Genomic DNA, 11,756 nt, shown 5'->3' on the forward strand with positions numbered 1-11,756 from the left:
CCGCCTCACCGGCAAGGCCGCGACCGCCCTCGGCGCGAGTCCGAAGGGCGCCGTGCAGCTCACCGGCCCCGACGGCGCGACCGCCAGCGGCAAGTTCAACTGACCCCCATCCAGAGAGGAAAGCCCATGACCTACCTTCGCACCCTCGCCGTCGTCGCCCTCCTGTCGGCCGGCCTCGCCGGGCCCGCCATGGCCCAGGGCACGCACTCGCACGGCGGCCACGCGATGCCGGGCAACCCGTCCGCGACGCACGACGACGACATGATGAAGATGATCCAGGCGATGAAGCCGGACCCGAAGGACCCGGCTTCGACCAAGGACTTCAAGGCCGCCGACATGACGATGATGCACGACATGCACGTGCCCTACACCGGCAACGCCGACGTCGATTTCCGCACCCACATGATCCCGCACCACAAGGGCGCGGTCGCCATGGCCCAGGTCGCCCTGAAGCACGCCAAGGACCCCGAGACCAAGGCCATGGCCCAGAAGATCATCGACGACCAGGAGAAGGAGATCTCCGAGATGGAGGCCTGGCTCAAGAAGAAGGGCAAGTGACGCCTGGCGCCCGCTCCGCGGGCTAGGGCTGCTCGAACGCCTCGATGATCGGGCAAGGGCCGGCCGCACCGGTGTCGCAAGCGCGCTCCAGCCGCGCGAGCGCGCTTCGGGCGGCCTGCAGGTCCGCGATGCGGGCATCCAACGCCGCCAAGCGCTCCCGGGCGAGGTCCCGGGCCCGGGAGCGGTCATCCGTGGCGTCGAGCTCGATGAGCTCGGCGATCTGCTCCAGCGTGAACCCGGCGGCCTGGGCGGAGCGGATGAACCGGAGGCGGCGCGCGTCGTTCCCGCCATAGCGCCGGATGCCGCCGAGCCCGGGGCCGCCGCCCCGTTCCGGCGTCTCCAGCAGGCCGCGGCGCTGGTAGTAGCGCACCGTCTCGACCCCCACGCCGCCTTCCCGGGCCAGGGCGGCGATGGTCATCCCGGACATGCCTTGACTCCGTACCATGGTACGGACCTTATATCAGGGGCAGCTCAGGGAAAACCCGACAAAACGAGAGCTGCACCAATGGCTTCCACCCTTCAACCCAAGCAGGCCACGCTTTACCGCATGGTCATGCCCCAGCACACCTGCCCCTATGGCCTGAAGGCCAAGGACCTCCTCGAACGCGAGGGCTTCCAGGTCGAGGACCGCTGGCTGACGACGCGTGAGGAGACCGACCGCTTCAAGGCCGAGCACGGGGTGAAGACCACCCCGCAGACCTTCGTCGCCGGCGAGCGCGTCGGAGGCTACGACGACCTGCGGCGCCACTTCGGCAAGGCCGTCGCCGATCCGAACGCGACGACCTACACGCCCGTCGTGGCGGTGTTCGCGATGACCGCGCTGATGGCCGGGGCCGCGAGCCACGCCGTCTACGGCACGCCCTTCACCGTTCGCGCCGCCGAGTGGTTCATCGGCTTCAGCATGTGCGTGCTCGCGCTGCTCAAGCTGCAGGACGTCGAGACGTTCTCGTCGATGTTCCTCGGCTACGATCTGCTGGCGAAGCGCTGGGTGCGTTACGCCTACGCCTACCCCTTCCTGGAAGGCCTCGCCGGCGTCCTGATGGTGGCGGGCGCCCTGAACTGGCTCTCCATCCCGGTGGCCCTGTTCATCGGCACGGTCGGCGCGGTCTCGGTGTTCAAGGCCGTCTACGTCGACAAGCGCGAGATCAAGTGCGCCTGCGTCGGCGGGTCGAGCAAGGTGCCCCTCGGCTTCGTCTCGCTGACCGAGAACGTGATGATGGTTGCTATGGCCGTCTGGATGCTGGCCATGAGCCACTGACCGGCCCTGCGAGCGCCTTGACCTTCCCAACACGGGAAGGGTTAACCCATGGCACAGTCGTCGAATTCCACGGTTTGGAGAGTGAACATGAAGCGGATCGTCCTGGCCTCGGCCACCCTGCTGCTGCTGGCGGCGTCCCCGGCGATGGCGATGTCCTGCTGCGGCGGCGGCAAGGGCAAGGGCGCCATGATGTGCGGCAAGGCCGGGCCGAAGGGCGGCATGGCCATGAACCACGGCGCCACGAAGGGGAAGAAGGGCAGCTGCTGCTGCGAGGGCATGTCCATGAACATGACCAAGCGCGGCTGAGGCAGTCCAGGGTCGCTCTCGTACTCGACGCGGCGGAACCCTCTCCGCCGAGGCGGCTCGGGCATTTGTCCGGGATCGTCGCCCGGGCCTGAAGTCAGGCGGCTGGGTCGGTCACGGGCGTCGCGGCCATCCGCTTCAGGATAGCTTCTAGCCGCACGGGGGCCCAATCCCAGCAATCGACGCCCACGTCGAGGCTGGTGCGGGTTCCGGGCAGGCTACCGTGGGAATGGCCGTAGAGGTGCAGGTCACCATGGTGCTCGTGTGGGTAGCTCCGGTGGGCGTAATGGCTACACCAGAGGGCCTGGGGCTTCGGCATGCCCGGGTCCTGCACGAAGACGCGCTGGACATCGACAACCGGTCCGCTCCATTCAAGCTGCTCGCCGAGGTCGTCGTGGTTGCCGCGGATGAGACGGATGCGACCGTTCAGGCGCGCCCGGATGCCGGCGGCATAGGAGAGGTCGCATCTGTAGGCGAAATCGCCGAGGTGCCAGACGATGTCATCCGGGCGTACCACTGCGTTCCACGCGCGGATCAGAGCCTCGTCGTGCTCCTCGATGGAGGAGAAAGGACGGGGCCTGTGCATCTTGGCGCTGAGCAGGCTGCGATGGCCGAAATGCGTGTCTGAAGTGAAGAATGTCCTAGCCATGTTCGAGACTCCGTTCCGCTTGGAGGCTCGTCGGCTCGCGCGGCGCTCCTGGATCTAGTCGTGGGCGGGCTTCGGCGCGGCTATCATGGCGTTTGGTCTCCTCGGGTGGTGGATCGCACCGGACGCCGTTTGCGGCAAGTCGAGACCCGGGCTGCGTCCACTGCTTTCCAGGCCATGAAGGGCGCCGGAACACGTGTCACCGGTCGGTACGGTCCTTCCGAAGGGTGTCGGTCTGCACGCGCGGCGGCCGTCCGAGCTGCCGGCTGCCGGCGTCCTGACGTTGGTCTGCCTCAATCCTGTCTGCGGCTTGACGCAGCCGGGTCGCGATGCCCTGCGGCATGAGGTCGAGCGCGAGGTCCGTGGCACTCGACCCCGCAAAGACAAGCTCATTGGCCGCCTCGACCTGGGCCTCCAGCATGATGCGGTCATGGCGGGCGTAGATCAGGGTGCTCTCGACACTCGCATGGCCCATCAGCATCTGCACCTCGGTCGCCTTCAGGCCGGGCCCACCGGGGACGGGGATGTGGTTGAGCATGTACACGCCGTAGCTATGCCGCAGGGAGTGAGGCGTGAAGAGGTGTGTGGGCGCCTCCCGCGGACCTGGTACCTTCGCCCGCCGGACCGCGGACTTGAACTGCTTCTCAAGCGCTGTGTCGCTGGCGCGCACGAGTGGCTGCCCCCGGCCCGCTCCGTCGATCTTCTTGAAGAGGAACACGTTGTCGTCGTCGTTCGTGCCGACGAACTCAGACCTGAGGTAGGAGCCCAGCGCTTCCCAGAACACGGTGCGCAGGGGCTCCCACATGTAGACCCGGCTCATCGTCCGTCCCTTGAACCGGAGCTTCTGGCTATCGGTCATTTCGCGCCCGAAGCGCCTGTTCGCCGGGTCGACGACCCACACCTCCTGCGTCGCGGGGTCCATGTCACCCAGGTGTAGGTTCAGCGCCTCGTGTAGTCGCAGCCCCCCTCCGGCAAGCAGGGACCAGAGCGCCCTGTCGCGGTGTGAGCGCGCCGCATCCAGCAGGTCAGCGAGGCGGTCGAGGGGGAATTCCTTGTTCTCCAGGTCGACCTGTTGCCCACCGCGGATCGGGCTGCGCAGGACGAGGGGCCGCTTGAACTCGTGTCGGATGCGGATGACGCCCCCAAGCACCGTCTGCTGCTTGAGACGCTCACGCTCCCGCCGCGACAGGGCCACGGTGCCGTCAATGGCGGAGAAGGTAACGGACAGGTCGACGCTGTCCATGGCGATGCCGTGTTCGCGCATGGCCGCCTCGGCACGGATGGCCTCGTCCCGTGCGAGCACAAGGAAGCGGTTCACGCCGGCGAGGACAGGGGCGAAGCTGTTCCGAGCCAAGCCATGGACGAGACCCACCTCCTCGGCGTAGGCGGCCAAGCCAGGCAGTTCCGGCCAATCGATGCTCGCTCCCTTGCTGAGGAAAATCGGGTAGGCATGCACCGCATCCGAGATCTGGCTGGGGCGAACGGCGCGGCCGAACACGCCGCATTCGATCAGGAAGTCGATGAAGCGCGCCGCAGCGTCCATATAGCGCGCGACGGTCGTGGGGGCATTGCGCCGGTCCTGCAGGTGCCTGCGGAACCGGTTCAGGGGCTCGACCTCCAAGCCGTCGTCGTTGAGGAATACCTCCTCACGCGAGCCGTTTCCCCGGGGTACGACCAGGCGGGTGAGATGCTTCAGGGCCATGAATAGGAATCTTGAATGTGCATCTGCCTTCGAGGGCTATCGCAGGCCTAGGAGTAACGAAAAACCGTTACCCATGAGTATGTTGGCATGGTAAGCGAAATGAGGATGAGAAATTTGAATATGCCGCCTATCATGGTTTAGAGAAGCGGCGGGCGACGTCACCGACGACGTCTACCGGCAGGCGATCACCGCGGCCGGCATGGGCTGCATGGCCGCGCTCGAGGCCGAGAAGTACCTGGCCAACCTCGAGATCGGCGAGCAGCCGCAGCAGGCGGCGGCCGAGTGACATCGGTCGGCTTGGCACCCAGATACCCGATGTTCGGTCACCCCGCGCGGGGGGGCGGGGTCCGCGGCATCCGGAGCGCCTGACCGGACGCCGATCGCGGCGCGTGGACGTTTTCCGGTCCACCGTCCACCGAATTCCCAGAGCGACCCACAAAAACCTCTCTGCATCCCTTGCGCGGATACGCGTCCTGCACGCATGAGTTATGTGCTGACGACAGGGCCGCAGAGCGGCCCTGCGGTTCGGACATGGACGCGGGACCGCGTCGATCCGTGCCGTCCGTCGTCCTTCGGGGCCCGCCGTCGCGCGGGCATGTCAGGCTGGTGGGGGTTGCTCGCCGTGGATTGGGACAAGATCCGGATCTTCCTCAACGTCGCCGAGGCCGGCAGCTTCACGAAGGCCGGAGACGATATCGGCCTCAGCCAATCGGCGGTGAGCCGTCAGATCAGCGCCCTGGAGCGCGAGCTGAAGGCGCCGCTGTTCCACCGCCACGCCCGCGGGCTCATCCTCACCGAGCAGGGCGACCTGCTCTTCCGCGCGGCGCGCGACATGAAGCTCCGGCTCGAGAACACGAAGGCCCGCCTCGTCGAGACCAGCGAGCGGCCCTCCGGCGATCTCAAGGTGACGACGACCGTCGGCCTCGGCTCGGCCTGGCTCTCGCAGCGGGTGGCCGAGTTCCTCGACCTCTATCCGGATGTCCGCATCGAGCTGATCCTCACGAACGAGGAACTCGACCTCGCCATGCGCGAGGCCGACATCGCCATCCGCATGCGCCGTCCGGCCCAGCCGGACCTGATCCAGCGCCGGCTCTTCACGGTGCACTACCACGCCTTCGCGAGCCCGGATTACATCAAGCGCTTCGGCGAGCCGAAGACCTTCGAGGACCTCGACAACCACCGCCTGATCTCGTTCGGCGGCAACGAGCCCTCCTACCTGCTGGCCGCCCACTACCTCGCCGATATCGGCCGCGAGGGGCGCGAGCGGCGCGCGGTTCACTTCACGGTCAATAACGTGGCGGCGTTGCAGAAGGCGATGGAGACCGGCTGCGGCATCGGCATCCTGCCGGACTACGCGGTCGATGGCGGCGATGCCCTGGTGCAGGTGCTGCGCGACAGCGAGATGCCGACGCTGGACAGCTACCTCGTCTATGCCGAGGAGATGCGGACCGTGGCTCGGGTCCAGGCGTTCCGGGACTTCCTGGTCGCGAAGGCCCAGCGCTGGACGTACTGAAGCACGCGGCCCCCCTCCCCCGCGGAGGAGGGAGGGCGACGCGCGGCGTCAGACGAACAGCCGTTCCTTCTCCAGCCCCTTGTAGAGGCCGGCGACCTGCTCGCCGTAGCCGTTGAAGATCAGCGTCGGGACGCGCTGATCGGTGCCGAGCACGCGCTCGGTGGCCTGGCTCCAGCGCGGGTGCGGCACGGCCGGGTTCACGTTCGCCCAGAAGCCGTACTCGGAGGATTGCAGCCCTTCCCAGAAGGTCTTCGGCCGCTCGGCCACGAAAGAGACCTTCGTGATCGACTTGATCGACTTGAAGCCGTACTTCCACGGCAGTGCGAGCCTGATCGGCGCGCCGAACTGCTTCGGCAGCGGCTTGCCGTAGATGCCCGTGACCACGAAGGCGAGGTCGTTGCCGGCCTCTGCCAGCGTCAGCCCCTCGGTGTAGGGCCAGGGATAGAAGAAGGCGCGCTGGCCCGGCGCCATCGCCTTGTCGAGGAATGTCTCGAAGCGCACGTACTTCGCCCCCGAGGCGGGCTTGGCGAGCGCCAGCAGCTTCGACAGGGGAAAGCCGGTCCAGGGCACGGCCATCGACCATGCCTCGACGCAGCGGTGGCGGTAGAGCCGCTCCTCCAGCCCGACCTTCCGGACGAGGTCCTCGACGCCGATCTCGAACGGCTTCTCGACGAGGCCGTCGATCCTGACCGTCCAGGGGTTGGTCTTCAGCGCCTCGGCGGCCGGCATCACGGTCTTCGAGGTGCCGAACTCGTAGAAGTTGTTGTAGTCGCCGCTATAGCGCTCCGGCGTTACCCCGCGGTCGAGCGTGTAGGCCTCGTTGCGCGGTGCCGGATAGACGCCGCCTTCGGCCGCCCTGCTCCCGCGCGGGCCCAGCACCGCACCCGCCGCGAGGCCTGCCGCGCCGCCGAGCAAGGCCCGGCGGTTCAGGAAGACCGATTCGGGCGTGGCGCTGCTCTCCGGGATCTCCCAGCTGCGGCTCTGCTTGATCAACATGGGGGCACGTCCTCCGCGATCCTTTGCCCCGGGAGATCGTCCCGCGGCGCGCGCGGGACAAGCCGGGAATCGGGAGCCCATTCGTCGCGGCGGTGGCGCGGTTACGCCGCCGGGAGGTCGTCGCGCAGCGCCCGGCGCAGCACCTTGCCCACGTTGGTCTTCGGCAACGCCTCGCGGATCAGCACCTTGCGCGGCACCTTGTAGCCGGTGAGCTGGGCGCGGGCATGGGCGCGGATGGCGTCCACGGTGAGGGACGCGTCGCGCAGCACCACGTGCGCCACGACCATCTCGCCGGCCTCCGCGCAGGGCGCGCCGACCACCGCGCATTCGAGGATGCCGGGATGAAGGGCCAGCACGTCCTCGACCTCGTTCGGATAGACGTTGAAGCCGGAGACGAGGATCATGTCCTTCATCCGATCGACGATGCGCACCTGCCCGTCCGGCTGCATCACCGCGACGTCGCCGGTGCGGAAGAAACCGTCCTGCGTCATCACCTTCGCGGTCTCGTCCGGCCGGTTCCAGTAGCCCTTCATCACCTGGGGGCCGCGCACGCAGAGTTCGCCGGGTACGCCGAAGGGCGCCGGCATCCCGTCCGCGTCCCGGATCGAGACTTCGGTCGAGGGCAAGGGGAAGCCGATCGTGCCGGACCATTCGGGCAGGCCGTAGGGGTTCACGCAGACCACCGGAGAGGTCTCGGAGAGGCCGTAGCCCTCGACGATCACCGAGCCGGTGATCGCCTTCCAGCGGGCCGCCACCGCCTTCTGCACGGCCATGCCGCCGCCGACCACGTAGTCGAGCTGCGAGAAGTCGAGGCCCGCGAAGCCCGGATGGTTGTTCAGCAGGTTGAACAGGGTGTTCACCCCGGACATGTGGGTGAAGCGGTGCTTGGACAGCGTCTTCACGAAGCCGTCCGCGTCGCGCGGATTCGGGATGAGGAGGCAGGTGCCACCCGCGCGTATGAAGAACAGAAAGCAGCAGGTCAGAGCGAAGATGTGGTAGAGCGGCAAGGCCGTCACCATCACGCGCTCAGGCCCGTCCGGGTCGGTCGCGCGGAACCACGTCTGGCTCTGCACCACGTTGGCGATGACGTTGCGATGGGTCAGCATCGCCGCCTTGGCCACGCCCGTGGTTCCGCCGGTGTATTGCAGGAAGGCGAGGTCGCCCTGCGCCACCGGGACGGTGCGCGGTCGCCCGCCGCGGCCAGCCTTCAGCGCATCGGTGAAGCGGGTCGCGAGACCTTTGGGCAGGCTGTAGGCCGGCACGGCCTTCCTGACGTGGCGCGCGACGAGGTTCACCAGCGCCCCCTTCGCTCCGAGCCCATCGCCGGGGGACGCGATCACGACCCGGTCCAGCGTGAGGGTCGGCAGCGCCTGGGCGACCGTATGGGCGAAGGTCTCGAGCACCACGAGGGTGCGGGCGCCGGAATCGTTGAGCTGGGCTGCGAGCTCGCGCGGCGTGTAGAGCGGGTTGACGTTGACGACCGTTGCGCCGGCCAGCAGCGTGCCGAACAGCGCGACCGGATAGGCCGGGACGTTCGGCATCATGACCGCGACCCGGTCGCCCTTGGCGATGCCCTGGCCCTGGAGCCAGACCGCGAAGGCGCGGGCCAGCGCGCCGAGCTGCGCGTAGCTCATCGAGGCCCCGAAGCAGATCACGGCCTTCCGGTCGGCGAAGCGCGCGGTGCTCGCCTCGAACATCTCGACCAGCGTGCCGAGCCCGTCGATGTCGATCTCCGCCGGGATGCCGGGCGGGTATGATGCGAGCCAGGGCTTTCCGGCTCTCTGCTTCTCGATCACGGTATCCTCCTCGGGACCCGCGGCTTCGTGCTGGCCACGGTGTCTCCTGTCGCTCCCAGACGCCGGGAGAGTGGGCGATCGGCCGACCACGGACAACCCGCGCCGGGCGCTCGCACGGAACAGAGCCGCGAAACCGTCGAGTGGCGCTCATGCGTTCCGGCTGGCCAGCACGGCGACGAGGGCAAGCGCGAGCCCCAGGGAAACGAGCTTCCAAAACAGGACCGGGTTGCGCTCCAGGAGGGCGGCCCGGCGCATTCCAGCGAGCGACGGATTCGGGTGACGCAGGTCGTAGGTGAAGGCCGAGAGCGCCTCGTAGCGGAGGACGGGGTTCGGGTGGACCGCCTTGCGCAGCGCACCGTCCACCCAGACGGGCAGGCCGGGCCGCGTGGCCGAGAGCGGCACGTAGCGCAGGCGCCGAGCCCGGGCCTCGGTCACCGCCCGGGCGGCCGCGGCCCCGTAGGGCAGCTGTCCCGTCAGCATCTGGTAGGCGATGGTTCCGAGCGAGAACACGTCCGCGGCGGGCGTCGCGGGCTCGCCCGTCAGATATTCCGGCGCGCTGTACTGCTGGGTGCCGAGCACCGGCTCCTCGGGGGCGAGTTCGGCCACGCCCGCCACGCGGGTCGAGCCGAAATCGATGATCCGCGCGGTGCCGGACGCGTCGATCAGGATGTTCTGAGGGCGCAGATCCCGGTGAACCATCTCGCGCCGGTGGAAGGCCTGCAGGCCCCGCGCGATCTGCTCGACGAGGCCGCGCACCGTCTCGAGATCGGGGTTCGGGTTGTCGCGCATCCACTGCGCCAGCGTGCGGCCCTCGACATAGTCCATCGCCGTGTAGAGGTGGCTGCGCCGGCGTGCCTGCGGCTGGGCCTTCAGCACGTGCGGGCTGTCGATGCGGCGGGCGATCCACTCCTCCATGACGAGGCGGCGGAGCTGCGCAGGATCCTCCCGCGCGTCCGTCGACGGCACCTTGAGGGCGACCCTCGCGCCGGTCTCGGCATCCTCCGCGAGGTAGACATGGCTGCGGTGGCTCGCATGGAGCGTGCGCAGCACCCGGTAGCCGTCGAACTGCGTCGGCGGCTCCAGAAGCGGCGCCGGGGCGAGATCGGCGACCCGGCCCGCGAGATCGAGCGGATCGGCCTCGGGTGCCGCCTCGATGCGCACGATCTGCGCGGTCAGGTTATCGCCGCTGCCGGCCGCGTAGGCATGTCTGATAATCTGGCGGGCAGCCTCGTCCAGATCCGAGGCATGGCGCGCGATCAGGCCGGCGATGGTCTCCGGGGCGAGGTGCTCGTGCACGCCGTCGGTCGTCAGCACGAAGACGTCGCCGGGCTCGGTGCGCACCGTGGCGTGGTCGATCTCGACATGCGGCCCGGCACCCAATGCCCGTCCGAGATAGGATTCCTCCGCCGACAGGACGAGGCGGTGGTCCTCGGTCAGCTGTTCCAGGGAGCGGCCGGCAACGCGGCAGATCCGGCCGTCGCCGACGTGGAAGACGTGCGCGGAGCGGCCCTTGAGGACGAGGGCGCTGAAGGTGGTGACGTAGCCCCGGTCGGGCTCGTGCCGGCTGCGCCGGGTCTCGGCGTGGAGCCAGGAATTGGCGGCCGCGATCACGCGCTGCGCGGCGCTCTTCACCGACCACGTGTCGGGGGTGTCGTAGTAATCGGTGAGGAAGCTCTTGACCGCAGTCTCGCTGGCCACGTGGCTGACCGCGCTGCTGCCGATCCCGTCGGCGATGGCGATGGCCGCCCCCTTGAGCCCGAGCGTCGGCTGCCCGGGGACGAGCGCCCCGTGGAAGTCCTGGTTGGCCTCCTTCCGGCCCGCCTCGCTGTGCTGGCCGAGCGTGAGCCTGAGGTCGTTCGGCATGGGGATGGCGGCGCGCGAGGGGACCCGTGCCCTTTCGGCCCGGGTCCCCGTCGGGTCAAGCGCGTCGTCGGGTCAAACGCGTCTTGGAGCCCCTCGCAAGACCCCCAGTCTCCGGGAGCCCTCCCGCTGCGCGCGAGGGCGCAGCGGGAGTGTCGTAGGAGGCTCTCAGGCGGCCAGGCGGCGCGCCTCGCCCTGGACGGCGCGCTTCGGCGCGGTGCGGACATGGGTGGTGTAGAGGGTCAGGCCCGTGAACGCGAGGCCGCCCACGAGGTTGCCCAGCACGGTCGGGATCTCGTTCCAGAAGAAGTAGTCACCGATCGAGAAGTTGCCGCCCATCATCAAGCCGAAGGGGAACAGGAACATGTTCACGACCGAGTGCTCGAAGGTCATGTAGAAGAACACCATGATGGGCATCCACATGGCGATGACCTTGCCGCTCACCGTGGTCGAGATCATCGCGCCGACGACGCCGGTCGAGACCATCCAGTTGCAGAGCATCCCGCGCATGAAGATCGTGAACCAGCCGCCGACGCCGTGGGCCGCGTAGCCGACCGTGCGGCGCTCGCCCACATGGGCGATGAACTCGCCGACCTTGTCGGCCGGCGCGGTGAAGCCGAAGGTGAAGACGAAGGCCATCATGAAGGCCACGGTGAGCGCGCCGAGGAAGTTTCCGAGGAACACGAGGCCCCAGTTGCGCAGCACGCCGCCCCAGGTCACGCCCGGGCGGCGATCGAGGAGCGCCAGTGGGGCGAGCACGAAGACCCCGGTCAGCAGGTCGAAGCCCAGCAGGTAGAGCATGCAGAAGCCGACCGGGAACAGGACGGCGCCGAGGATCGGGATCCCGGTCTGCTGGGTGATCGTGACGGCGAAGACCGCCGCGAGCGCCAGGATCGCACCGGCCATGTAGGCGCGGATCACGGTGTCGCGGGTGGACATGAAGATCTTGGATTCTCCGGCATCGACCATCTTGGTCACGAATTCGGAGGGCGCGAGGTAAGCCATACCGTTTTCCTTGTGGCGGCCGGAAGAGGCGGGGGTTCGACACGGGACCCCGCCCGGAAGTCCGGGCGTCTTCCGTCCGACGTGCTGTTCGACGCGCCGGTGGGCTCGGAGGTCCGCAC

11 protein-coding genes and 1 pseudogene are annotated in these 11,756 nt (G+C 68.4%); 5 read left to right on the forward strand and 7 right to left on the reverse strand.

The genetic code is table 11. The features are described from left to right. Positions 1-126 precede the first annotated feature (126 nt). Positions 127-558 carry a DUF305 domain-containing protein gene (locus AX737_RS19585; RefSeq protein ID WP_066924301.1) on the forward strand — a complete coding sequence of 144 codons (432 nt, stop codon included), beginning with the start codon at positions 127-129 and terminating at the stop codon, positions 556-558. Positions 559-580: 22 nt separating this feature from the next. Here the strand turns inward: AX737_RS19585 and AX737_RS19590 are convergent, their stop codons facing one another. Further along, positions 581-1,003 (reverse strand): MerR family DNA-binding protein, encoded by a 423-nt coding sequence (locus AX737_RS19590; protein ID WP_197430641.1) that lies wholly within the window; start codon positions 1,001-1,003, stop codon positions 581-583. Between the two features lie 60 nt (positions 1,004-1,063). On the opposite strand from AX737_RS19590, the gene AX737_RS19595 reads away from it, so the two are divergent. Further along, positions 1,064-1,816 carry a glutaredoxin gene (locus AX737_RS19595; RefSeq protein ID WP_066924305.1) on the forward strand — a complete coding sequence of 251 codons (753 nt, stop codon included), beginning with the start codon at positions 1,064-1,066 and terminating at the stop codon, positions 1,814-1,816. Between the two features lie 87 nt (positions 1,817-1,903). Continuing rightward, complete coding sequence (locus AX737_RS32275; protein WP_082773157.1) at positions 1,904-2,122, forward strand: hypothetical protein; 219 nt, start codon at positions 1,904-1,906, stop codon at positions 2,120-2,122. 94 nt (positions 2,123-2,216) lie between these two features. On the opposite strand, the gene AX737_RS19605 is transcribed toward AX737_RS32275, so the two are convergent. Both AX737_RS19605 and AX737_RS19610 read right to left on the reverse strand, forming a co-directional pair. Further along, entirely contained in the window at positions 2,217-2,768 is a 552-nt protein-coding gene (locus tag AX737_RS19605) for a metallophosphoesterase (RefSeq protein ID WP_066924309.1), read from the reverse strand. A gap of 196 nt (positions 2,769-2,964) precedes the next feature. Next, complete coding sequence (locus tag AX737_RS19610; protein WP_066924311.1) at positions 2,965-4,467, reverse strand: site-specific integrase; 1,503 nt, start codon at positions 4,465-4,467, stop codon at positions 2,965-2,967. Between the two features lie 145 nt (positions 4,468-4,612). Between AX737_RS19610 and AX737_RS19615 the strand changes: the two are divergent. Both AX737_RS19615 and AX737_RS19620 read left to right on the forward strand, forming a co-directional pair. Next, positions 4,613-4,753, forward strand: a pseudogene (locus AX737_RS19615) (thioredoxin-disulfide reductase); the annotation flags it as partial. Positions 4,754-5,089: 336 nt separating this feature from the next. Beyond that, on the forward strand, positions 5,090-5,980 hold the full coding sequence (locus AX737_RS19620; protein WP_066924322.1) for a LysR family transcriptional regulator: 891 nt from the start codon (positions 5,090-5,092) through the stop codon (positions 5,978-5,980). Positions 5,981-6,028: 48 nt separating this feature from the next. Here AX737_RS19620 and msrP read toward each other — a convergent pair whose 3' ends face one another. The 4 genes from msrP to AX737_RS19640 form a co-directional block, all read right to left on the reverse strand. Continuing rightward, positions 6,029-6,976, reverse strand: coding sequence for a protein-methionine-sulfoxide reductase catalytic subunit MsrP (gene msrP / locus AX737_RS19625; RefSeq protein WP_066924314.1), 948 nt, complete (start codon positions 6,974-6,976; stop codon positions 6,029-6,031). 101 nt (positions 6,977-7,077) lie between these two features. After that, positions 7,078-8,772 (reverse strand): AMP-binding protein, encoded by a 1,695-nt coding sequence (locus AX737_RS19630; RefSeq protein WP_066924316.1) that lies wholly within the window; start codon positions 8,770-8,772, stop codon positions 7,078-7,080. 147 nt (positions 8,773-8,919) lie between these two features. Beyond that, positions 8,920-10,635 carry a bifunctional protein-serine/threonine kinase/phosphatase gene (locus tag AX737_RS19635; RefSeq protein WP_066924318.1) on the reverse strand — a complete coding sequence of 572 codons (1,716 nt, stop codon included), beginning with the start codon at positions 10,633-10,635 and terminating at the stop codon, positions 8,920-8,922. Positions 10,636-10,800: 165 nt separating this feature from the next. Next, a complete protein-coding gene (locus tag AX737_RS19640; protein ID WP_066924320.1) occupies positions 10,801-11,637 on the reverse strand; it encodes a formate/nitrite transporter family protein in 837 nt (278 codons plus the stop codon). Between the last annotated feature and the right edge of the window lie 119 nt (positions 11,638-11,756).

It is taken from the genome of Methylobacterium sp. CCH5-D2 (assembly GCF_001556475.1).
Classification (GTDB): domain Bacteria; phylum Pseudomonadota; class Alphaproteobacteria; order Rhizobiales; family Beijerinckiaceae; genus Methylobacterium; species Methylobacterium hispanicum.

Excerpts from the sequence above, each read along its gene's own strand:
- AX737_RS19590 (WP_197430641.1), bottom strand. The coding sequence starts at position 1,003 with ATGGTACGGAGTCAAGGCATGTCCGGGATGACCATCGCCGCCCTGGCC.
- AX737_RS19585 (WP_066924301.1), top strand. The coding sequence starts at position 127 with ATGACCTACCTTCGCACCCTCGCCGTCGTCGCCCTCCTGTCGGCCGGC.
- AX737_RS19595 (WP_066924305.1), top strand. The coding sequence starts at position 1,064 with ATGGCTTCCACCCTTCAACCCAAGCAGGCCACGCTTTACCGCATGGTC.
- AX737_RS19610 (WP_066924311.1), bottom strand. The coding sequence starts at position 4,467 with ATGGCCCTGAAGCATCTCACCCGCCTGGTCGTACCCCGGGGAAACGGC.
- AX737_RS19635 (WP_066924318.1), bottom strand. The coding sequence starts at position 10,635 with ATGCCGAACGACCTCAGGCTCACGCTCGGCCAGCACAGCGAGGCGGGC.
- AX737_RS19605 (WP_066924309.1), bottom strand. The coding sequence starts at position 2,768 with ATGGCTAGGACATTCTTCACTTCAGACACGCATTTCGGCCATCGCAGC.
- msrP (WP_066924314.1), bottom strand. The coding sequence starts at position 6,976 with ATGTTGATCAAGCAGAGCCGCAGCTGGGAGATCCCGGAGAGCAGCGCC.
- AX737_RS19640 (WP_066924320.1), bottom strand. The coding sequence starts at position 11,637 with ATGGCTTACCTCGCGCCCTCCGAATTCGTGACCAAGATGGTCGATGCC.
- AX737_RS32275 (WP_082773157.1), top strand. The coding sequence starts at position 1,904 with ATGAAGCGGATCGTCCTGGCCTCGGCCACCCTGCTGCTGCTGGCGGCG.